Origin of the sequence: Paenibacillus sp. EPM92, assembly GCF_016586185.1 — a bacterium.
Lineage (GTDB): Bacteria > Bacillota > Bacilli > Paenibacillales > NBRC-103111 > Paenibacillus_G > Paenibacillus_G validus.
The window spans coordinates 16,778-38,668 of record NZ_BCPS01000052.1 but is presented as its reverse complement, the minus strand read 5'-3'; the positions used below and the strand labels follow the sequence as shown (position 1 = coordinate 38,668).

18 protein-coding genes are annotated in these 21,891 nt (G+C 50.4%); 5 read left to right on the top strand and 13 right to left on the bottom strand.

The window, feature by feature from the left end:
* The 10 genes from JMF85_RS10025 to JMF85_RS09980 form a co-directional block, all read right to left on the bottom strand.
* Window positions 1-762, bottom strand: a complete 762-nt coding sequence (locus JMF85_RS10025; RefSeq protein WP_201318132.1) for a glycosyltransferase family 2 protein — start codon at window positions 760-762, stop codon at window positions 1-3.
* Between the two features lie 205 nt (window positions 763-967).
* Window positions 968-1,987, bottom strand: coding sequence for a zinc-dependent alcohol dehydrogenase (locus tag JMF85_RS10020; protein ID WP_236595807.1), 1,020 nt, complete (start codon window positions 1,985-1,987; stop codon window positions 968-970).
* A gap of 54 nt (window positions 1,988-2,041) precedes the next feature.
* Entirely contained in the window at window positions 2,042-3,766 is a 1,725-nt protein-coding gene (locus JMF85_RS10015) for a methyl-accepting chemotaxis protein (protein WP_164751707.1), read from the bottom strand.
* Between the two features lie 83 nt (window positions 3,767-3,849).
* A complete protein-coding gene (locus tag JMF85_RS10010) occupies window positions 3,850-4,614 on the bottom strand; it encodes an IclR family transcriptional regulator (protein ID WP_127604794.1) in 765 nt (254 codons plus the stop codon).
* A gap of 136 nt (window positions 4,615-4,750) precedes the next feature.
* Window positions 4,751-5,995, bottom strand: coding sequence for a nickel pincer cofactor-dependent isomerase, group 22 (locus JMF85_RS10005; protein ID WP_141335619.1), 1,245 nt, complete (start codon window positions 5,993-5,995; stop codon window positions 4,751-4,753).
* Entirely contained in the window at window positions 5,992-7,041 is a 1,050-nt protein-coding gene (locus tag JMF85_RS10000) for a TRAP transporter substrate-binding protein (RefSeq protein WP_127604798.1), read from the bottom strand. Before JMF85_RS10000 ends, JMF85_RS10005 begins: the two co-directional genes overlap by 4 nt.
* Before the next feature lie 37 nt (window positions 7,042-7,078).
* Window positions 7,079-8,107 (bottom strand): C-terminal binding protein, encoded by a 1,029-nt coding sequence (locus tag JMF85_RS09995; RefSeq protein ID WP_141335618.1) that lies wholly within the window; start codon window positions 8,105-8,107, stop codon window positions 7,079-7,081.
* A gap of 52 nt (window positions 8,108-8,159) precedes the next feature.
* The gene (locus JMF85_RS09990; protein WP_127604800.1) at window positions 8,160-9,437 is read right to left on the bottom strand and encodes a TRAP transporter large permease; all 1,278 of its coding nucleotides are present in this window, start codon (window positions 9,435-9,437) and stop codon (window positions 8,160-8,162) included.
* Window positions 9,434-9,970 carry a TRAP transporter small permease gene (locus JMF85_RS09985; protein ID WP_127604802.1) on the bottom strand — a complete coding sequence of 179 codons (537 nt, stop codon included), beginning with the start codon at window positions 9,968-9,970 and terminating at the stop codon, window positions 9,434-9,436. Before JMF85_RS09985 ends, JMF85_RS09990 begins: the two co-directional genes overlap by 4 nt.
* Window positions 9,971-10,023: 53 nt before the next feature.
* On the bottom strand, window positions 10,024-11,088 hold the full coding sequence (locus JMF85_RS09980) for a TRAP transporter substrate-binding protein (RefSeq protein ID WP_236595806.1): 1,065 nt from the start codon (window positions 11,086-11,088) through the stop codon (window positions 10,024-10,026).
* Window positions 11,089-11,579: 491 nt separating this feature from the next.
* On the opposite strand from JMF85_RS09980, the gene JMF85_RS09975 reads away from it, so the two are divergent.
* The gene (locus JMF85_RS09975) at window positions 11,580-12,212 is read left to right on the top strand and encodes a bifunctional 4-hydroxy-2-oxoglutarate aldolase/2-dehydro-3-deoxy-phosphogluconate aldolase (RefSeq protein WP_127604804.1); all 633 of its coding nucleotides are present in this window, start codon (window positions 11,580-11,582) and stop codon (window positions 12,210-12,212) included.
* Between the two features lie 104 nt (window positions 12,213-12,316).
* Here the strand turns inward: JMF85_RS09975 and JMF85_RS09970 are convergent, their stop codons facing one another.
* Window positions 12,317-16,318 carry an NEAT domain-containing protein gene (locus JMF85_RS09970; RefSeq protein WP_201318131.1) on the bottom strand — a complete coding sequence of 1,334 codons (4,002 nt, stop codon included), beginning with the start codon at window positions 16,316-16,318 and terminating at the stop codon, window positions 12,317-12,319.
* A gap of 447 nt (window positions 16,319-16,765) precedes the next feature.
* Here JMF85_RS09970 and JMF85_RS09965 point away from each other — a divergent pair, with 447 nt between their 5' ends.
* From JMF85_RS09965 to isdG, 4 genes are read left to right on the top strand one after another with little or no spacing between them, the layout of a single operon-like run.
* Window positions 16,766-17,743 (top strand): ABC transporter substrate-binding protein, encoded by a 978-nt coding sequence (locus JMF85_RS09965; protein WP_127604808.1) that lies wholly within the window; start codon window positions 16,766-16,768, stop codon window positions 17,741-17,743.
* Window positions 17,744-17,748: 5 nt separating this feature from the next.
* Window positions 17,749-18,744, top strand: a complete 996-nt coding sequence (locus JMF85_RS09960; protein WP_155614594.1) for a FecCD family ABC transporter permease — start codon at window positions 17,749-17,751, stop codon at window positions 18,742-18,744.
* Complete coding sequence (locus JMF85_RS09955; RefSeq protein ID WP_236595810.1) at window positions 18,744-19,517, top strand: ABC transporter ATP-binding protein; 774 nt, start codon at window positions 18,744-18,746, stop codon at window positions 19,515-19,517. Before JMF85_RS09960 ends, JMF85_RS09955 begins: the two co-directional genes overlap by 1 nt.
* 15 nt (window positions 19,518-19,532) lie before the next feature.
* A complete protein-coding gene (isdG, locus tag JMF85_RS28015; protein ID WP_236595805.1) occupies window positions 19,533-19,853 on the top strand; it encodes a heme oxygenase in 321 nt (106 codons plus the stop codon).
* Window positions 19,854-19,927: 74 nt separating this feature from the next.
* On the opposite strand, the gene JMF85_RS09950 is transcribed toward isdG, so the two are convergent.
* Both JMF85_RS09950 and JMF85_RS09945 read right to left on the bottom strand, forming a co-directional pair.
* Window positions 19,928-20,899, bottom strand: coding sequence for an ABC transporter ATP-binding protein (locus tag JMF85_RS09950; RefSeq protein ID WP_127604812.1), 972 nt, complete (start codon window positions 20,897-20,899; stop codon window positions 19,928-19,930).
* The gene (locus tag JMF85_RS09945; RefSeq protein WP_201318130.1) at window positions 20,850-21,881 is read right to left on the bottom strand and encodes an ABC transporter ATP-binding protein; all 1,032 of its coding nucleotides are present in this window, start codon (window positions 21,879-21,881) and stop codon (window positions 20,850-20,852) included. The genes JMF85_RS09950 and JMF85_RS09945 overlap by 50 nt, the downstream gene beginning before the upstream one ends.
* Between the last annotated feature and the right edge of the window lie 10 nt (window positions 21,882-21,891).

Below are 21,891 nucleotides of genomic sequence, written 5' to 3'. Positions count from 1 at the left end.
CTAATCTCTCACCCTTTCCCGCTGCCTTCCAAGATCCGAACGGTTAGCACGAGAATCGCTTTGACTAAACAGCCAATGAATGGCTTCAAGATGATCCCCCACAATGAGCTGCGAGAGTGGATCAGGGGATTTCCTTCGTTTAGGATTGACCTTCCCGACATCTACAAAGCATGCCTGCGCGACATGAAGTCCGCTTGTCAGGGCTATCGCTTGAGCTTTGGGAGGGATGGCTAAATTGTCGCAGCCAATGACACGCAGCGCTTTTCGGCTAATGGCGTGCGGGATCGTTGTCATGGACGAAGCGCCCAGTTCGGATGACGAAAGCAAAGCGTTTAACACCCGCTTCGATAAAACGACAGTATGCACATTTTTCGTATTCACACGGCCTTGGTATTTGTTTAAAGCGACGTCAGCCCCATTCTCTACCGCTTGGACAAACGGAGTGAGCAGATCGGTAGAAATCACGATATCGCCATCCAGGAATAGGATAATATCGCCCCTGGCCTCCTTGGCTCCCAAGCTTCGCCCGACATCGTGTCCAAGCGCCGCCGAATAGCGGATCACCTTAGCCCCCATCTGTGCGGCAATTTCCGCCGTTCTGTCCGTTGCTCCGTTGACAACAACGATGACCTCCGATTCAGGATGAACGCTCCTGGCCTCCTCTATGACATAGGCAATCGTTGTCGACTCGTTCCTGGCTGGAATGACGACGGACAATTTCGGCTTCGCGACAGGGTCCCGCGGATTGAATTCATTTGTCATTCGGACACCTCAACTGGTCATAGTCTAATATGCTTTATATTATGGCAGTAACGAGGAGTTGAGACGGCTAATGTACGTATTGTTTGGACAATTGTGGAAAAAGCGCATTTTTTTGCTTCCACTCCGGTAATTAATGGGCTTGTATAAAAAAAAGAGCCCCGCGAATAGGGCCCGGCCATACCTGTTTAGATCTCTTTCATCCAACTTAAGGTTGAATTAATACTTTCAACGATTGATCCGGATTTTCCATGTACTCGAATCCCTGTGCAACTTGATCCAGCTTAAGCTCATGTGAAATCATCGGCGAGATATCAAGCATTCCTTTCGCCATGAATTGAATCGCCGTTTCAAAATCCCCCGTGCTGTAGCATCGAGTTGTCGTCAAGGAAATTTCTTTAAAGTGCATGCTGGCCAAATCTACAGCCGGAGGCTGCTTGAACAAGCTGACCACGACGACCTGACCTTGAATTCTGACGGCTTCCACCATCAGGCTCACGGTAGCGGGTGTTCCGGCAACTTCAAATACGATGTCCGCCCCTACTCCTTGGGTAATCGTCCGGATTTCTTCCCCAACATTCGCGGTCTTGGCATCCAACGCTACAAATCCAAGCTCCTTCGCCTTGGACAGCCGATAAGGACTAATGTCCGACACGATAATTTCGCGGGCGCCCGCCAGCTTCGCCACCATGCCGATCATCAGACCAATAGGGCCGCCTCCCAAAATAACAACCCGGTCGCCAACTTTCATGTTGGAACGGCGCACCGAATGAACAGCTACAGCCAGTGGCTCCGTCAACGCGGCATGCGCATCCGACAAGCTTTCCGGAATGCGGTGCAGTCTGTTTAATGGAACGACAACATATTCGGCAAACCCGCCGTGGCCGTCAATGCCGATAAGCCGCAGCGTTTTGCATACATGGGTTTGGCCTGCCAAGCAAGCTTCGCAAGTCCCGCAGCTAAGCGTCGGCTCGATCACGACCCGCTCACCCGGAACAAAAGCGCTGTCGCCCGCAATTTCGACGATTTCACCGCAAAATTCATGTCCCATCGCTAACGGGGCCTTTGCTCTTGGATGTCTGCCGGCATAAATCATCATATCGGTTCCGCATATTCCGGCATAAGCTACTTGGATCAACGCTTCCCCTTGCTTGGGTGACGGTTTTTCCAATTCGCCTACCTGAACGTTTTTTGCGCCGAGAAAGAGTCCTGCTTTCATTGTCGCCATCACTAAACCTCCAAATTAAAATGTCGTCCTAGACTCCGCTCCGGCGAATTTCCTTCATCCTTGGGGAGAGACGGTAAAGCGGCTTGTTGCCTTATTCAATTCCTCGGATATGGCCAATATCGACTCGATGGAAACAATCACTTCGTTCATCGATTTCACCTGTTCCCCCGATGTGTTCGCATAGCTTTCCGTCGAATCGGATACCTCCACCGAGAAATTTTCGATTCTTCGCATCGATTGATCGATTTGATAGCTCCCGGCAGCCAATTCTTCGATGTTGGCCGACACCTCTTGAATGGAGCTGTTCATTTTATACACCCAATCGCGAATGTTTTGGAAAGCCAGACTAACGTTCTCCACCTTCTCCTGGCCGTCCAAAATCTCAGCCGCCCAAATTTGGATGGAATTCACGACAGTCAACGTGCCTGCCTGCATTTTGCCGATGTCCATTCGCACACGATCGGCCGCGCTCCTGCTGTTCTCGGCAAGCTTCCTCACTTCACTGGCAACCACAGCAAAGCCGAGACCCGCTTCACCCGCCCGAGCCGCTTCAATCGACGCGTTGAGAGCGAGCAGATTGGTTTCTTCCGCAATCTCCATGATCGTCGTGATCACCTGGTTGATATCCTTCGACAGCTGAGCCAAATTCCGAACGGACTCGGTCGATTGCATTACTTGCTGTTGAAGTCCGTTCATCTTATCGATCGCGTCGCGAACGGCGACATCCCCTTGGGCGGACACCGTTTCCATATCGAGTGCACGGCGGTTCATCTGGTCGACGTCGCCAGCCATTTGCTGCAAGCCCATGGACATTTCTTTCACAATGGCTGCGTCGCCCGAAACCATCTCGGATTGGTGCTTGAACCGTTCGGTAGAATGCTGCAGCCCTTGAAGAATAAACTGGGAAGAATTCCCGGTCAGAATCGCCGATTGTTTGATCTTGTCCGACACGCCGGATAAGGTTGAGACCGAGTTTTGGGCCTGATTAATAATAGAAGCTATGCTCTGTCTCATCTGTTCGGAGGCTAGTGCCAATTGGCCGAGCTCATCCTTGCGTTGAATGGAAATAGGCGCTGACAGATCGCCGGATCCCATCAGCTGGAACTTGCGAAGAAGTTCCTTGATCGGATTCACCATAGAAGACGTAATGATATAGCCCAGCGCGATGGAAATAAGAAAGGAGCCTGCGATAAATCCGATGGAAATAGCCGTAACTTTCTTATACATGGCAGAGGAGCTTAAATAAGACTGCTCCGCTTCCTCTTTATTCAGCTCGATAAAGTTGTGAAACGTTTGATCGATGCCTTCGACCTTATTCAGCATTTCCTTCTCGTAAATAAGCTGAGCACTGGCCTTCTGGTTTTGATCCGCCAATTCGGTCACTTTGTTGCCCTTCTCGGAGTAATTGACCCATAAGCCTTTGAACAGTTCAAGCTCCTTGACGTATTCCTCGGGCAAAGGCCGCAAAGCCATATTTTCCAGTAAAAGATCGATATGCTTCTGGTTTTCCATCATCTTTTCTTTTGACTTTATGCGTTCGTCCAAATTGGCAGTTAGCAAATAGTTGCCAAGATGCGTATTGATTCTATGAAAAGAACTGGAAATTTCCCCCAAATCCTTAATCGTGATCAGCTTGTTTTCATAAATATCCACAAGATTATTGTTGATTTTATGGCTATTCGTCAGTCCCAATACACCCGTAGCCAGTAAAATGATCAACACAAGCGCAAAACAAACCATAAATTTCAAAGAAATTTTAAGATGATGAAACCAGCTCAATAGGATTCTCCTTTCCATACATGGGGTTAAGCTGTTATTGGATAAACAAAGGGGAGCTCTTTAGGAGTCCCCCCGCATGTCCATTAGTTTAAGATGCCATACCCCATTCGTTCCGATATTTCCTGGCCTACCTGAACCAGCAGGGGAATCAGTTGTTCGAAAGCCTTGTCATCCACACGAGCGATCGTAGTCGTGATGCTAATCGCGGCAGCGACCTCGCCCGCATAATTATAGATGGGGACTCCTGCGCTGCGCACACCCGGCTCATATTCCTGATTATCCACCGCATAGCCTTGACGGCGAATTTCATCCAACTCCGCCATTAACCGTTCCTTCGTTGTGATCGTATTCACCGTTTTCTCGTAGAAGTCATAGCCGTCCAACAGCTTGGCCAGCTCTTCCTTAGACTTGAAAGCCAGGAACACTTTGCCTACGGAAGTGGCGTGCAGCGGGATGCGGCGGCCGATCCGGGAGGAGAGAATCATCGCCTGTTCTCCCTCTACCTTGTCAATGTATACCCCTTCTTTGCCGTCCAGGATAACCAAATGCGTCGTTTGGCCTGTCCGTTCGGATAAATGAACCAAAAAACGTTTGGCCACCGTCCGAATGTCTAAACGACTGATGACAAAATTACCTCGTTCAAACAGCTTCATCCCGAGCCTGTATTTGCCATTCTCAGGATTTTGCTCGATATAACGATACAGCTGAAGCGTCTTTAACAGGGAATGCACCGTGCTTTTGCTAAGCCCCATTCGTTCGCTGATTTCTGTAATTTTCAATTCCGTTTCGTTCTCATCAAATAAATCCAGGATGCGCAGAGCGCGTTCTATCGACTGAATAATAGGCATGAATTTTTTCCCTCATTAGGATTTTCGTGTCAATTAAATATTAGCATAGTTGAAATAAAAAATCCTAGCGTACACGATAACAAATTGCCAATGATAAATGCCATATAGGGACTCTCAAAGAACAAGAACGATGCGGTTAGAAAAGACCTTCCGGTTCTCCTGCGATCTCAATCGCTTCTTGCCCTCTGGCCTCTTCCAGCAAACTTTCGGAAATCCAAATTTCCTTCAGCTCAAGCGTGTTGTGAATCCGGACCACACGGGCTTTCGTCATGTCAAAAGTATTGCAGGTTTTAATCGCGGCCTTGACGGCAAGACTCTCCGTATCGAAGATCATCGGCACTTTAACGGGGGCTACCACCGTGCTTGTCAGCGCATTGGCATAGCCTTTTTCCCACACGATAGAATCAAACGCCTTGCGGGTGGTCATGTCCGCCATCCCCAATCCGTTCGCGTTGCCATGCGTTCTCTCCGTCAGGCCGAGAACTACGATTCTTGTCGCTTCCAGACCGCCGCTGGCATAGGGAGTAGCGTAACGCCCCGTAATATTCGGATCCATGCCGTCACCGGAAATGTCCTTCCCGATTTCGTCGACAATGAGAACATCCAGGGGGTTAAACATGATTCTGGGCATGAGCGATTTGGCTTCAAGCAGCAATTTCGGCTCTTCCTCCCACAGCGCTTCAGCCGGTACAGCGACAATCCGCGCGGGACGATCATAAGCATTCTCTATCGATCCCAGTCCGAAAATAAGCGGCGTCTTCTCGATGACCATCTGGGCCATTTCCTGCACATGCTTGGCCATATATTTAAAACTGTAGGCATGAGCCGCTTCGGCACCCTTTTGTTTGCCCAGCCCGATCGTGATCATCTTCATCAGGCCGCTTTCTACAGGTCCCCGAAAAGCGGTATGCGGTTTGATCCGGTTGATGACAATAATTTTGTCGGCCTCGTACGCATGCTTGTCAATATAAACGGGAAGTCCGTTGTCCAGCTTCCCCAATTCGACAACCTCCATGCTGGAAACGATCGGGGCCCCAACATAAGACTCCGTTACGCCAAGCTCTTCCAGCACTTCGGTCTGTCCCTCGGCCGTAGCGCCGCCATGACTCCCCATCGCCGGTACGATAAACGGGTTTCCTCCAACCGATTTAACGGCTGACACCACTTCCCGCGTAAGAATCGGAAGATCTGCGACGCCCCGACTGCCGACGGCGATGGCTACCCGGTCCCCGGAGCTGATTCTTGACAACACGTCCCTCGATGCCAATGCTTCCCGAACTGCTGCCGGAACGTCCGGCAGCTCGGGTGCGTGAAAATGCTGTTTAACTTTCACCATTTTGGGAAGCGGGATGTCGCTTAGAAGCTCTTCAATGATGCTCATTTGTTGCGGGCCTTTTGAACGCCATCGTACATTTCCTTCACAACGTCCTCGCCGAATTCCTTGGCAAATTTATCAACGACCGGCTTCACGATTTGTTGAATTTTCTCTTTTTCCGCAGGAGAAATGTCATTCACTTGCATACCTTTCGCTTTAAGCGATTCTAACGACTTTTTGTTTTGTTCAATGTTGAGCGCTCTTTGGTATTTACCCGCTTCAGCTGCGGCATCCTTCAACATTTTTTGGTCTTCAGGCGTCAGCTGATCCCAAATCTTCTTACTCATTAAGAAAACAAACGGCGTATACACGTGATTCGTCAAGCTTAAGTATTTTTGTACTTCGTAAAATTTGCTGGATTCAATGGCTGCAATCGGATTTTCCTGCCCGTCAACCGTCCTGCTCTCCAGACCGGTAAACACCTCGGAGAACGGCATCGGCACCGGATTCGCGCCTAATGCGCCAAACACTTCCAAATGCACTTTATTTTGCAGCGTGCGGATCTTTAACCCCTTGAAGTCTTCTACCGTTGCAACAGGCCGCTTGCTGTTCGTCAAGTTCCGGTAGCCGTTCTCCCAGTAACCGAGTCCGATGAGTCCGTGCTGAGGCAGCTTATCCAACAGCTTTTGTCCGAATGGAGAATCCAGTACGGCATAGGCTTCCTGCTCGTTGTTGAAAACGAATGGGAAATCGAAAATCCCGAACTCTTTCACCATGTTGCTGATCGGCGACGTGGAAGGCATTGTAAGCTCTTGCGTTCCCGCTTTTAAGGCTTCCATCATTTTCATATCGTCACCAAGCTGGGACGAGAAGTAGTTTTGTACTTTGATTCTGCCGCCGCTGTTTTTCTCGACGATTTCCGCAAATTTAATAAGACCTTGCGCCTGAGAATGATCTTCGTTGAATCCGATACCCGACTTGAGTATGCGCACTTTTCCTTCCGGCTGCTTGCCGGCGGCCTGGCCGTCTTGTCCTGATGCGCCGCAAGCGGTAGCCAGCAGCAAGCTTGGAATTGTTAGAGCGATCATACTGCGTTTAATCCATTGTTTCATTGATAACCCCGCCTTTATTTATTAGTTATATGAATACCTAGACTAGCTTTGCATATCTCGCTTCAGGTTGGCTGGCCTCCAGCTTACCTTGTTCCTTCACCTTATGATTCACCAAATATTTCGGATATTCGCCGAACACCAGGACGTCCGCTACGCCCATCGCCGCTTTCGCCCGTAATTCGGCCGCCGATTCTTCGGAATACCAGGCCACGTGCGGTGTCAGAATCACTTGCTCCATCCGGAGAAGCGGGTTATCGGAAGCGATCGGCTCCTCTTCGACGACATCCAAAGCGGCTCCTGCAATTTGCCCTTTCTCCAGCGCGGCAATTAATGCCTGCTCGTCAATAACCGGACCGCGGGAGGTATTGATCACGACCGCGTCTTTCTTCATAAGCGCAAACTGCTTTTCCCCGAGAAGTCCTTTCGTATCCGCAGTTAATGGAGCGTGAACCGAGATAAAGTCCGATTGCTCGCAAAGAGCATCCAGCGATACCAGCTCCACCCCTTTCTGTTTGGCGACATCGGCCGGGAAGAACGGGTCATAGGCGATAACCCGAAGATGGAGAGGCTTGACCTTCTCGGCCAGCGCTTGCGGAATTCGGCCGAATCCGACCAACCCGATCGTTCTTTCACGCAGGCGGTAAATCGGCTGCGTTAATTTGAAATCCCATACGCCGTTTTTCACATGATGATCCGCCGCTGTTATTTTTCTCGCCCAGCTTAACAGCAAAGCGAGCGCATGATCCGATACTTCATCCATACAATAATCCGGAACATTGGCTACACAAATGCCCTTTTCCGTCGCAGCGTCCAAATCAACGGTATTCACACCGACGCCATAGCGTGTAATGACCTTGCAATTTTGAAGGGATTCAATGACTCTGCGCGTAATCGGAGCATATTGATTGATCAACGCATCGGCATCCTGGCAAACCCGAATCAGATCCTCTTCCGTTCTGCACTGAGCCGGAACGAGTTCAATCTCTTCATAGGCTTGAAATACTTTTTCTTCAAACCGCAAATCTGCATACTCCCAATCCGTTACGACTACTTTAAACTTACGCATTCTGTCTGTTTCCTCCTGAAAAAATATTGTTTATGTCGCACCCTGAAGCTTTTTAGGTGAACCAGCCAAGCGGGATGAGCACAAGATCCGGGAACAACGACAAGATCAGCAAGAGCAGCGTTTCCACTACCAGGAAAGGCCAGACGCCCTTCATGATTTGCTCCATGCTCAGCTTGCCGACACCGGCTACAACGTTCAACACCGTTCCTACAGGCGGCGTCAATAGACCGACACAGTTATTCAGAATAAAGATCAATCCGAAGAAGATCGGGTCGATACCCGCCATCTCAATAATCGGCATGAGCACCGGCGTTAAAATCAGGATCGTCGGCGTCAAGTCCATCGCCGTTCCGACAAGCAGCACAAGCAAGTTAATAGCAAGGATCAACAGCACTTTGTTTTCAATCAACGGCCCAAGCACGTCGGCGAGCTCGGCCGGGATGTTCGCTACCGTAATTAACCATGCAGAGACCATCGCTGCGGCGGCAAGGAACATGACGACACTTGTCGTTTTGGAAGCGGCCACCAGCAAGTGGTATACTTTTTTCAAGTTTATTTCTCTGTATATAAAGAGTCCTACGATCAAAGAATAGACAGCAGACACAACCGCAGCTTCCGTCGGTGTGAATATTCCGCCGCGAAGACCGCCGATAATGAGCACCGGCAGGAAGAGCGCCCAAGAGGCCGCCAGGAAAGCTTGCATAATTTCTTTAAACGATTTCTTCGGCTGAACTTTGAAATTCCCTTTACGGGTAATGGACCACCAGGAAATGGTCAATACAACGGCAATCAATAAACCGGGAATAATTCCCGCCATAAACAGCTTCGTAATCGATACTCCTGCAGTTACGCCGAAGATAATCATCGGAATACTCGGCGGAAGGATCGGCGCGATGATACTGCTGGCAGCAATCAAGCCGCCGGATTGAGCGCGGTCGTACCCTGCGGCCACCATCATCGGGATCAAAATCGCGCCAAGCGCTGCAGCATCGGCGACAGCGGAACCGGACAACCCGGCAAATATGACGCTCGCCAAGATCGCGACATACCCGAGTCCACCTTTAACGTGTCCAAACAAAGCCATAGCGAAATTAATAATCCGCTTGGATATGCCGCCGGCATTCATCAATTCGCCAGCCAGGATAAAGAACGGAACGGCCATTAACGGAAAGTTATCTGCGCCGTTAACCAAGTTTTGCGCCACAATTTGGTTGTTAAACATATCCAGATGGAACATTAGCGCCACGCCGCTGGCGAGAAGCGCGAACGCGATAGGCATACCCAATGCCATAGCGCCTAAAAGAACTCCTAAGAAAATAACAATAGTCACTTCACGGCACCTCCTTGATCCGAATGGCCATCAGCTTCACCAATCAGCTCTTCGGAATCCAGTACCTGAGTCAACTCATCGATATCCGCCTTGCCAAAAAAGAGCTGGTACAACTTGCCTAAAATAATTAAAGCCATACAAAAACTCATCACGAGCCCTGTTCCATAGATGAGCGATTGCGGAACCCCCGTTGCCGGAGATTTGTTATCCATATTCAACATCGTCATGTCCCAGCTTCCAAAGAAAACGATCCATAAGATGTACAAGATGATTCCGTTGCTCACAACGTAAACGATCTTTTTCCCCGTTTTGGATAACCGCTTAACCAACATATCGACACCCAGATGCTGATTGTCTTTCAATGTGCTGATCGCACCGATCAATATGAGCCAAATGAACAAGAAGCGGGCCATTTCCTCGGACCATGTAATCCCCGAGTTAAAGGCATAACGTAAAACGACGTTCCCAAAGACCAAAATTGACATAATAGCGAGAAAAGCGGCGGTCAATCCATTAATCAAACGAATAAACATGCTGACTTCAAACCCTCCTTAACCTGGTAAAAGGGGCATAAAAGCCCCGGGTTTTATAAACCTTTAGCTTCGGCTTGAATTTTCTCGATGATTTCCTTGCCCCATGGATACTTTTTATAGAACTGCTCATACATCGGTTGAACCGATTTTTTCATTTCATCGCGGAATTTGTCATCCGGAGTCGTGAATTTGATTTTATGCTCTTGGAGGAATTTTTTATCCGTTTCATAGCTTTCCTCCATCAGCTTCCACTCATGCTCCGCAGAGGCCGTAGCCGCTTCCTGAACCACCTTCTGCTGTTCAGGTGTCAGCTTTTGGAAAAACTTGTTGCTGATGATGTACATGTTCGGGCTGAAAATATGCTGGGATTCCAGCACATCGGTTTGAACCTCGTAATACCCTGAAGCGCGTAAGCTGGCAAGCGGATTGTCCTGTCCATCCACAACCTTCTGCTCCAAGGCCGTGAACACTTCGGAAAGCGGCAGCGGCGTTACGTTCATCCCGAGTGATTTGCCAAGATCGAGGAAGACTTGAGCGTTCGGCATTCTCATGCGCAGACCTTTGAAATCGCTCATCTGGTTAATAGGACGATTGCTGGAGAACATTCTGAAGCCATTTGCACTCCAGGCCAAAGCCTTAACGCCGTGCTTTTGTTCAAGGTCGACCGTCAGTTCTTTGCCGATCGGTCCTTGGAATACCTTTTGAGCGTGCGCGAAGCTTTCGATTAAGAATGGCAGCTCGCCTACTTGAAGCTTCTCAATCTCTGTTTGCATGATCAAGCCGGGAATCCCCATCTCGATGGAGCCGTTGCGGATGCCGTCATAAAACTCTTTCTCTGCCCCCAGCTTGTTATTCTCGTAAATTTCTACCTTGAGCGATCCGCCTGAATTTTTCTCAACCAGCGGCTTGAATTTCTCCCGAAGCGCAACGTTCTGCGGATGGTCAGGAGCGAAATAATTGGCCACTTTGATTGTAATCGCTTTCGCGGCGGCCGGCTTGGCTGACTCCCCGTTTCCTTCGTTCTGGCCTGAAGCGTTTCCATTTCCGCACCCTGAAACGAATAAAGAAGCGACAAGCGTCATTCCAACTGCAACTTTCAAACGGTTACTGATTTTCATTCCAACGCCCCCTAAAATATTTAAATGATGTTCATCGTGGATGTTTCATTTTGATATTTTCCAAAATGAACAATAATATTGAAAGCGATTTCATTGAAGACACATGTCAAGAGATTTGATATCAAGCCGTAGTTCTACATTATAGAACTCTGTTCCGACAATACCGCGGCAGTTCAGTTTTGCCCCGCCCCCTGCTTCGTTATTCCATTTGTTCTATATTATAGAACATAGTTCTGAATATTAGAAAGTCGAATGGGAGTGTGCCAAACTTTAATCATGTAAACGTTCTACATTATAGAACCACGTTCACGAATTTTGTCGATTACTTTTTTGATAGTACTATATGTTTAAAATGCTGTCAATTAAATATTTAATAGATTTTGATTTCCGGCTTCCGGCGCGGTACGCACGGTCTCACTCATGCAATCCTGGTTTGCAATACAAAAAAAACATGGCATAATACAGCTATATCCTAAGACGAGGTGTATGAGATGAATCGAGAACAAGGGCTTGCCTTGATTGAGCAAACACGTATTATCGCCATTATCCGGGGTGTTGAGGAAACGCATATGGACCGTTTGGCTGACGCCCTGTACGACGGCGGCATTAAGGCCATGGAAGTGACTTTGAATACGCCTGGCGCACTGGACATCATCCCCCGACTGCAGGATCGTGTAGGAGAGCGCATGTATATCGGTGCAGGAACGGTCATCGATCTGGACGACGCCAAGAAGGCGATTGCCGCCGGAGCTGCGTATCTGGTTACGCCGAATACGGACGAGGACGTCATCAGGTATGGCGTGGAGCAAGGTGTGCCGGTATTTCCGGGGGCCATGACACCGTCGGAGATCGTGAAAGCATGGAAAGCGGGAGCGACGGCCGTTAAAATATTCCCCGGCGCGAGCCTTGGGATCGGCTATTTGAAAGAGCTCCAGGGACCGCTGAGCCACATCCCGATGGTAGCTGTCGGGGGAGTCAACGAGGAAAATATCAGGCAGTTCCTCGATGCCGGATGTTACGGCTTTGGGATTGGCGGCTCGCTCGTCAACCTGAAGGAAATTCACAGCGGCAATTACAGCTGGGTCACCGACAAAGCGAAGCGGTTAATCGAACGAATGGGATAATAAAGGCTCCCTCAGCTAACAGGCGGAGGGAGTTTTTCAATCACGGAGATACCGGTCATCCGGCATCTCCGTCATCATGCGATTATCGGTTGTACAGTGGGATATTACTTGACATGGTTCAGCATGGCCAGAATGAGGGTGACCGCTTCCGCGCGGGTTGCGCTCTCATTCGGTGCAAAGAGGTTAGGGTTTCTTCCGCTGATCATCCCAAGCTGGAACGCCGCAGCCACGTGCGCTTGCGCCCATTGCGGAATTTGATCGGTATCCTCAAAGGTCAGCTGCGTATTCGGATCTAACGGAAGTCCCAACGCCCGGACGATCATGACCGCCAGCTCGGCACGTCTGATCGACCGGTCCGCCCGGAAGGTTCCGTCTTCATAGCCGCTGATCACATTCGCGCCCGCCACTTGCGCCAAGCTTGGTCTGACCCATTCCGGAATGCTGTCGAGATCGGCAAAGGGCAGTTCCGGAACTTTCGCAGCTTCTTCCCATTTGAGCGCCCGATTGATCATGACCGTAAACTCGGCGCGGCTCACTTGACCGTCCGGACGGAAGGAGCCGTCCTCATAGCCGTTCACGATGCCGAGACCGACGGCCCGTTCAATCAAAGCTTTCGCCCAATGGTTCTCCAGATCGTTCAGGCTTGCCTGCCCGGGCTTCGAGGCCGAAGCATCGCCGTCTTTCGGGGCATTGCCATTCTGTGCCCGGACGTACGGCTTAATGCTGTTCGCATCAAACAAGATTTCTACATGGTAATCGCCGTTATATTGATTCGGGATGGCCATTTGGATTTGCGCGTTGACCTTCGTTTTTGCGTCCTTGATTTCCAATTGGACCGTTCTTGTATTTTCTTGCTCATTCGTCCCGATAACCTCCGCGTCCACCAGAGCATCGTCCTTCTCGATCTTGAACCCGGGCATTTCTTTGCTGCGTTTCAAGGTGAAGGCTGCATAGCTTTTCCCGTCTTTCACCGTCAACTTGGCCGGATGCAGCACATACTCGTCAACTACCGATTTCTGGTCCTTCCCGCGCACGTTCATGACGAAATCCAACGCGTATTCGCCGTTTGTCAGCGCTTCTGCCAGCGGTTTAGCCTCCAGTTGAGTTGCACCTGCGCCGGCGGCAGCAGCCTTCAGGCTCGATTTGTCGAAGGTAATGTAAACGTCATAATTATGATCATAATTAAATTCAGGCCAATCAATGCTAACCCATGCTTTGGTCTTGGCCGTCAGGTCGGCTACCTTGAATTGAACGACCCTCGTGTTTGCTTTTTCATCCGTGCTCACTACGGTCGAGTCAGACAGGCTGCCGTCTTGCTCGACTTTGAAATCGGTAATCTGCTTGCTTTGCTTTAACGTAAAGGCGGCGTACATCACACCGTTCGTCACGGTTAACGTTCCGGGCGTGACAACGTAATCCTGCATGACCGACGTTTGCTCGGGTTTTTCGAACTTCACTATTCTATAATTGATGCTGTAAGTACCGTCTGCGAGCCCGTGAATGTTCGACGTAGCCGGCGGATTTGAGACTCCGCCGCCACCCGGACCTGTCCCCGGGTTTGTTCCAGTTCCCGGATTCGTGGCGACAGGCGTCACTTGGCTGAAGGCGATTTGGAACGAGCGCGTTTCCGTTCCTTCTCCCTGCTGGACTTCAAGGTTGACGATATAGGCAGCAGTCAAATCCTCGAGCTCGAATTGAACCTCCTGGGAGCCATTTACGGCTGCCAACACCTTCACCGCGCCCGGTTGTTTAGCCACCGTTTTCGGCAAAATATCTTCGGTTCCGCCACTCGCGAGCACCTTCTGTAATTTCCTGATCTGTACGCCGGATTTCGTCTTGAACGACACCACTTTCTTGCCGTTCTGCACCTTCAACTTGCCGGAATCCTCAAGGTACGTATTCGCCGGCGTTCCCGATTGATCGCCGGAGGTTACGACAATGTTAAACGTATATTCTGCCCCTTCAACAGGCTGAGTCAGCACGCTGCCCGCATCGAATTTCAAGCGAATGCTGTGCGTCATGTTATAAGGCGCGCCGTTATACGTTGTGCTGATTTGAACTGCCGCTTTCAATTCGGCCGTTAAATCGGCTATTTCGAACTGTACGACCCTTGTGTCATTCGCCGCATTGGTGCTTACAATGGTCGTATCGGTCAATACACCGTTTTGCTCCACTTGAAATTGCGGGATGACAGAGCTTTCTTTTACGGTGAAAGACACTTTCTTTTTCCCCTGCTGCACCGTTAATTTGCCCGGCTTGAGGAAGTAATTTTCCATGCTGGATAACTGTTCCTTGGTGGCATGCAGCGCCGAGAATGGAATCATGTATTCGCCGTCGGCCAAATCGTTCGGATTTGCCGGTAAAGGATTGCTTGCATGAACGGCTGCCTGGAACTTCGCCAATGCCTGCTGCAGAGCCGCCGCCGTGTTATCCACCTGCTCTTGGCTCAACGCCGGATTTTCCGCCGACTTCTTAGCCGCTTGGATGACGGTCAGCAGTTCGCTCTTGGAGCCGGCCGGATACTGGCCTTTGTAGCTTCCCTCCACGGCTGCATGATATTTCGCTTGAGCGTCGGCAATTAAAGCATTCAGCGCCGTTTTGCTGCCGATATTAAACTTCAGGCGGATGGTATGGTCCATCTCGTACGGAGTGCCGTTCGGCATCGTAGTCGAGATGTGCACCTGAGCGTTAAGCAACGCGGTCAAGTCGGTGACTTCGAATTCAACCGTTCTAGTATTTGCCGCCGGGTCCGTGCTTACAACCTGCGTTTCAACGAAAGTTCCGTTCTTCTCTACTTTCAGGCTCGTAACGGTCGTGCTGTCTTTCACGGTAAAAGACACTTTCTTCTTATCTTGCTGTACAATCAATTTGCCCGGTTTAAGCAAATAGTTATCCATGGAAGAAGGCTGATCTTTCGTCGAGTGCAGCGCCGTAAACTGAAGAGGGTATTCGGAGGAAACGGCGCCGAATCCCAGTTCAATTTCATACTCGTGGTCGTAAATGCCTATTGGCGCAGGAAGCACCCAATACACCTTAACCCAGCCGTTCAGTCTTGCCGACAAATCGTCCACTTCGAATTGGACGACTCTTGTGTTGGTTGCCGCATCGCTGCTTAACGTGGTCGTTTCAACCAAAGCCCCGTTCTTCTCCGTCTTGAACGAGAGCGTCTCGGCACTTTGCTTCAGGGTGAACGAAACATACCTTTTCCCGTTCTGCACCTGCAGCTTCCCGCTGTTTCGATCGACATAATCATACATGACCGAAGGTTCATTCGTGCCCTTCTTGTAAATCGTAAACCCGAGCGTATACTCCCCGTCCTGCAGCGAGCCGGATCCCGGATTGCTTACAATGACCGATGCTTCAAACGCCGCCAGCGCTGCTTGCAGGGAGGCGGCCTCCTGATCCAGCTTATCCTGAGATTGCTCCTCGGTGCTGTTGGCTAAGCTCTTGGCTTTATTAATCGCCGTCTTCAGCGTATTTTTCGAACCATACGGATACTGCCCGTCCAAAGTCCCTTCAACAGCCGAATCATGCACATTCTGAGCGACGGTTACTAATGCCTTTAGCGGTTCTTTATCGCCGGCGGGCAATACGCTTACCGTAGTCGAGGCATCGTTCAGCTCCAGCTTGTTTCCTTGTCCGTTTGTAATGGAGATATCGCTCACTGAAACAGAAGCGGCCTGCGTAAGTGTTTTAGGCTTAAACAGAAACACAGCGAAATTTCTCGCGCCCTGATTAAAAGCGAGACCGGCCTTGCCTTCTTTAAGGCTGGTGTAAACTTTAATCTTGCCCGGTGACAGCTCCGTCAGCACAGGCTCATTGAAGGTATTGTACGGAGCCAAGACCTGTGTTAATTCCAATTGACCGGGATCAAAAGTTACCGTAGCTTCATGCTCGTATACTTGCTGATAGACGGTGTCTGTCACACCGCTGATGTTAATCGTCGCTCTAAAGGAATTCCCCAAGTACACGGTTTGAGCAACGGTGTTGGTGTTTAATTTCGCTTCAGGACCTGCTTCTGCTCCGGCTACCGGAATTTGCAGAGCAGCCAGCAGCACGAACAGCATGAGCAGAATTGAAATATTTTTCTTGAGTAGCCTGTTCAAAGTCATTACTCTCCTTGTTCACAATGAAGTATGGGAATGTCTCACGTCATGCTTTGCAATTCCAGATAAAAATCGGATAATGATTATCATTCTCAATAAAAAAGCTAAAAAAAAATAACCCTTGTTTATCTTCCAACTAAAACGCCGCTAAATAAGCCATATTGTTCCGGCTTCCCTCCGATAAACAAAAATTTACCAACTGTGTCCCGCCTACGAGATGATCTTATATTAGCCGCTTTCATTTTGTCAATCACTTTATGGCCATCTATTTCCTGTATAAACTTTAAAAATTACAGGCAAATTCAGCACGGTCGGGTCTGATAATTGCCAGAATAAGTTTTTAATTGGATAAAATTTTCTAAATAATAGTTGACAATGATAATCATTTTCAATTATCTTTTTATTATACTGTGTATTCCCCCTACATCGTCAGACAGGAGGCCTTTCATGAAATTTAAATGGGTTGCCTTTATGGCACTTTCTCTCTCGGTAATTATAGGCTGCGGGCAAACCGCAACCCCCGATTCCGCCCGGCCTGTAACGGGGGCAAACGCGGCCTCCGAAACCGCTCCCAAATCTGCTGCCGTATCCGTCCAGGATTTTGCAGGCCGTACGGTAAGCTTTCAGGCTGTCCCCCAACAAATTGTCGCGCTAAGCAGCGGAGAGATGGATATTGTATACGCGCTTGGCGGCCAGCTGGTCGGCAGACCGACCACTTCGGCGCCTCTTGCAGTAAAGGAAGCCGAGAAGGTCCAACAAATCGGGACGACGCACGGCATCGATTTGGAAAAAATCGCATTAGTCAGCCCCGATCTTGTCCTTGGCAATCATCCGATGAACACGAAGGATATTCCGAGTATTGAAAGTATCGGAGCGAAGATGGTGCTCACTTCGGCCAATTCGGTCGAGGACATCAAAAAACAAATAGCGCTGATCGGCCAATTGCTGCAAAAGGACGATAAAGCCCGGGAGCTGATTGGGAGCATCGATAAGAAGCTGACAGAGCTCCAGCATAATCGCGCTGCCGAAAAACCGAGAGTTCTCCTCGTGTATGGAGCTCCGGGGACGTATATGGCCGCCTTGAACAATTCGTTGAGCGGCGACATGCTCGTCATGGCGGGAGGAGAAAACATTGCCGCCGACTACCCGAAGCTGGAGAACTATCCGCAATACGCCCAATTAAACACGGAAAAAATCATACAGTCCGATCCGCAGCTCATCCTGCTGATGAGCCACGGAAACCCGGAGACCGTGAAGGAAGGATTCGTGAAAGAAATGCAGCAGAACGCGGCTTGGACCAGCTTGGACGCCGTGAAGCAAAACCGCATCGAAGTGCTGCCGTCCGATCTGTTCGGCACAAATCCCGGCACGAGAGTCATTGAAGCGCTCGATTTGCTGCAAAAGCTGCTTCAATCCGCGAAGTGACGGTCATGAAGGCAGATCGGCGCAACATGCGAAGAAAAGGGCTCGTCATACTGGCCCCTCTTCTGCTGCTTCTGGCTACTTTTTATGGCCTGTCCTACGGATCAGTCCCGATATCGCTCCAGGAAATTTGGGCGGTCTTCACAACCGACAGCCAACCTTTGCACGAAAAAATCATCTATAACCTAAGATTCCCCAGGGTTCTGATCGGATTGTTGGTCGGCGCCTGTCTAGCCGCTTCCGGCGCTCTGCTTCAAGGCGTGATGAAAAACCCGTTGGCCGATCCGGGCGTTATCGGAGTGTCAGCCGGCGGGGGTCTCGCGGCCATTATTTCGATGATCGTTTTTCCGCAATACAGCTATCTGCTACCGGCGGTGGCATTTCTCGGTTCTCTGGCAACATCCATCGTCATCTACCTGCTGGCTTGGGATAAGGGGGCGTCCCCGCTTAAAATCGTTTTGGCGGGAGTCGCCATCAATGCTCTGCTAGGCGCCGGAACCAACGGATTCATGGTCGTCTTCAGCGATCGCGTGCAGGCCGTCTTGCCTTGGCTTGCCGGCGGGCTCAGCGGAAAAAGCTGGCACCATCTTTCCTTCATGGCCCCTTACGCTATTGCTGGCCTTGCCGCATGCGTATTTGCGATAAAACCGTCCAATCTCATGCTATTAGGAGACGATTCGGCTCAATTGCTGGGCCAACGGGTTGAGACGCAGCGGCTTTTTATTATTTTATTGTCGTCCTTATTGGCCGGTACGGCCGTCAGCGTCGGGGGGTTAATCGGCTTTGTCGGATTAGTCGTTCCGCACGCGATCCGTATTCTTGTCGGGGACGACTACCGTTACTTGCTTCCGCTTTCCGTCATCGGGGGAGCGAGTCTTGTCGTGCTTGCCGATACGATCGCCCGCTCGTGGTTTGATCCGATCGAGCTTCCCGTCGGCATTCTGCTGGCCGCCTTAGGCGCACCGTTCTTTCTATACTTGCTGAAGAAACGGAGAATCGCATGATGACAGCTATCCAAACCGAGTATCTTCACTATCAATCCGGCGCTTTTCAGCTGCGTGACATTACGGTTTCGTTTCAGCGAGAGCAAATGACGGCGATCGTCGGTCCGAACGGATCGGGCAAATCCACGCTGCTGAAAGTGATTACCCGGCTGCTTCATGCCGATCAAGGAGAACTGTATGTAGACAACAGGAAGGCTGCGGAATTCACAACGATCCAATATGCCAGAACGTTGTCCATGCTGACTCAATCCAGGCATTCGCTGCCCGATTTGACCGTCCGGGAGCTGGTCTCCTACGGCCGCTCCCCGTACAAGCGGATCTTCGACCGGATGACATCCAACGATGAACATATTGTAGATTGGGCGATGGATGTTACCGGCACCCGGAGATACGAGCAGCGGATGTTCCATACTTTATCGGGAGGTGAACAGCAAAAAGCGCGCATTGCCATGGCTTTAGCGCAAAAAACGAACATCGTTCTGCTAGATGAACCCACCACGTTTCTCGATATTGCGCATCAGTTGGATGTCATGGAAATGCTGCGGAAGATTCATCAGGAGCATAAGCTCACCATCGTCATGGTGCTGCACGATCTTCAGCAGGCGGTCCATTACTGCCATTATTTGATCGCCATGAAGAATGGCCGGATCCAGACAACAGGTAAGCCTAAGGACGTACTCAGTCCGGAATTTTTGAAGGATGTTTATCAAATCGAAGCAAAGGTCAAATTCGAAGATGAATATCCGATTATTATCCCCATTCGAAAACAATAAAAAGGAGCGGTACACATGGTCATCGTGACGAACAAATCGCAAATCACCAAAGGAAACGCGCATAAGTTAATCGAACGGTTCGATAAGGTAGGCAAAGTGGAATACATGGATGGCTTTCTGGGTCTGGAGGTGCTGCTGACCGAGAATACGCCCGAATACGATGAGGTCACAGTAAGCACACGTTGGAATCAGAAGGAGGATTTTCAGGCCTGGACGCGAAGCGAAGCGTTCCAGGAAGCCCATTCCCATCGTGGAGGCATGCCGGAATATATTATTTCCAATCAGATCTCGTTCTACGACGTGAAGATCGTCAGAGAGCCTATCAAGGCAAGTTAATGATCCGTGAACCGGCCTCATGTCTCAAGTCACGAGACGAGAGGCCGGTTTAGTCCGTTGAATGAAGCATGGGCTTACGGGTACAAGTGGCAGGCGGCCTGATGCTCGTGCCCTAGCGGGAGCATGCCCGGCCTTTCGGTTCTGCACACGTCCATGACCTTCGGGCAGCGGGGGGCAAACACGCATCCTTTCGGCGGATTCGCCGGGGAAGGCACGTCTCCCTGCAAAATGATCCTTTCCCGCTTCCTTTGCGGATTCGCTGACGGAACCGCGGACAGCAAAGCCTGCGTGTACGGGTGGCGCGGATTTTTAAACAAATCGTCCGTTTTGCCGAGCTCGACCATGCGTCCCAAGTACATCACCCCTACCCGATCGCTGAGATGGCGAACGACCGAGAGATCGTGGGAAATAAATATATAGGTCAGATGAAGGGCTTTCTGCAAATCCTGCATCAGGTTCAAAACCTGGGACTGCACGGAAACGTCGAGCGCGGATACCGGCTCGTCGGCTACGATCAGCTCGGGCTTTAAACTGAGGGCGCGGGCAATGCAGATGCGCTGCCTTTGCCCACCGCTGAACTCATGGGGATAGCGGCTTGCATGGGAGGCGTTCAGCCCGACCAATTCCAGAATCTCCGCTACTTTCTGCTCCTTTTCCCTGGCATGGATCAAATGATGAACGAGAAGCGGCTCGCTGATCAGATCGCCTACCGTCATCCGCGGATTCAGCGAAGCGTACGGGTCCTGAAAGACCATTTGGATATCTCTTCGCAGCTTTCTCATACGTTCTCCGCTCAATCCCGTAATCTCGGTGTTGTTATAATAAATTTGGCCCTCCGTCGCCTCCAGCAGCTTGAGAATCAAACGCCCCGTTGTCGATTTTCCGCAGCCGGACTCCCCGACAATACCCAGCGTTTCCCCTTTGCGCACGGAGAAAGACACATCATCCACCGCTTTAACATACCCCGTCACTCTATTCAGCAGCCCGCCCCGAATTTCAAAGTACTTTTTCAGGTTCTTGACTTCCAACAACGCAGTTTGACTCATTACAGGCACCTCCTCCGTCATACAGCCAGCAGCGGCAGCTGTGTCCATCCTTCATCCGTATCAATTCCGGATTATGCGTGAAGCATTGCTCCATCGCATGCTTGCACCTTGGCGCAAACCGGCACCCTTCAGGCATATTCGCAAGCGCAGGCACTTGACCTGGAATTGAATTCAGCCGTTCGAGCTTGCGATCCAGCTGCGGAATCGATTCGAGGAGGCCTATCGTATACGGATGCTTCGGCTCCTGGAATAAGCTGCCTACATCGGCTTCCTCCACCACCTGGCCGGCATACATCACGAGCACACGGTCGCACATTTCCGCGACAACCCCAAGATCATGCGTGATAAGCAAAATCGATGTCCCGGTTTGTTCCCTCATCTGTCGCATCAAATCAAGTATTTGCGCTTGTATCGTGACATCCAGCGCCGTCGTAGGCTCATCCGCAATTAACAGCTTGGGCTGGCAGGCAAGCGCCATCGCGATCATCACCCGCTGTCGCATCCCGCCCGATAATTGGTACGGATAGGACTTCGCAATCGCTTCAGGGCGAGGAATGCCCACCTTCCCTAATATTTCCACCGTTAACGCCCGCGCCTCCCGTTTGCTTACGTCACGATGCAGCAGAATCACTTCGTCGATCTGCTTGCCGATCGTAAAGATCGGGTTTAACGATGTCATCGGCTCTTGAAAGATGATGGAGATCTCGTTCCCTCGCAGATCCCTCATCTGACGATCGGTCAGCTCTAATATTTCGGAATCTTCGAAACGGATATTCCCTTCAATCCTGCAAGCCGGTCGACCGGGCAGCAAACGCATAATCGACATGGAGGTCACCGATTTCCCGCACCCGGACTCGCCCACCAGTCCGACGGTTTCGCCTTCCTTCACGGAAAACGAAACACCCGAGACCGCCGTAACCTGTGCATCCCGGGAACGAAACCGGATTTGTAAATTGTCCACTTCCAGCAGCTTTTTAGCCATCCTGACCGCC

Excerpts from the sequence above, each read along its gene's own strand:
- isdG (WP_236595805.1), top strand. The coding sequence starts at position 19,533 with ATGGTCATCGTGACGAACAAATCGCAAATCACCAAAGGAAACGCGCAT.
- JMF85_RS09985 (WP_127604802.1), bottom strand. The coding sequence starts at position 9,970 with ATGTTTATTCGTTTGATTAATGGATTGACCGCCGCTTTTCTCGCTATT.
- JMF85_RS09980 (WP_236595806.1), bottom strand. The coding sequence starts at position 11,088 with ATGAAAATCAGTAACCGTTTGAAAGTTGCAGTTGGAATGACGCTTGTC.
- JMF85_RS09950 (WP_127604812.1), bottom strand. The coding sequence starts at position 20,899 with ATGAGTCAAACTGCGTTGTTGGAAGTCAAGAACCTGAAAAAGTACTTT.
- JMF85_RS10005 (WP_141335619.1), bottom strand. The coding sequence starts at position 5,995 with ATGAGCATCATTGAAGAGCTTCTAAGCGACATCCCGCTTCCCAAAATG.
- JMF85_RS10020 (WP_236595807.1), bottom strand. The coding sequence starts at position 1,987 with ATGGCGACAATGAAAGCAGGACTCTTTCTCGGCGCAAAAAACGTTCAG.
- JMF85_RS10010 (WP_127604794.1), bottom strand. The coding sequence starts at position 4,614 with ATGCCTATTATTCAGTCGATAGAACGCGCTCTGCGCATCCTGGATTTA.
- JMF85_RS09995 (WP_141335618.1), bottom strand. The coding sequence starts at position 8,107 with ATGCGTAAGTTTAAAGTAGTCGTAACGGATTGGGAGTATGCAGATTTG.
- JMF85_RS09955 (WP_236595810.1), top strand. The coding sequence starts at position 18,744 with ATGACAGCTATCCAAACCGAGTATCTTCACTATCAATCCGGCGCTTTT.
- JMF85_RS09975 (WP_127604804.1), top strand. The coding sequence starts at position 11,580 with ATGAATCGAGAACAAGGGCTTGCCTTGATTGAGCAAACACGTATTATC.
- JMF85_RS09945 (WP_201318130.1), bottom strand. The coding sequence starts at position 21,881 with ATGGCTAAAAAGCTGCTGGAAGTGGACAATTTACAAATCCGGTTTCGT.
- JMF85_RS09960 (WP_155614594.1), top strand. The coding sequence starts at position 17,749 with ATGAAGGCAGATCGGCGCAACATGCGAAGAAAAGGGCTCGTCATACTG.
- JMF85_RS09965 (WP_127604808.1), top strand. The coding sequence starts at position 16,766 with ATGAAATTTAAATGGGTTGCCTTTATGGCACTTTCTCTCTCGGTAATT.
- JMF85_RS10025 (WP_201318132.1), bottom strand. The coding sequence starts at position 762 with ATGACAAATGAATTCAATCCGCGGGACCCTGTCGCGAAGCCGAAATTG.
- JMF85_RS10000 (WP_127604798.1), bottom strand. The coding sequence starts at position 7,041 with ATGAAACAATGGATTAAACGCAGTATGATCGCTCTAACAATTCCAAGC.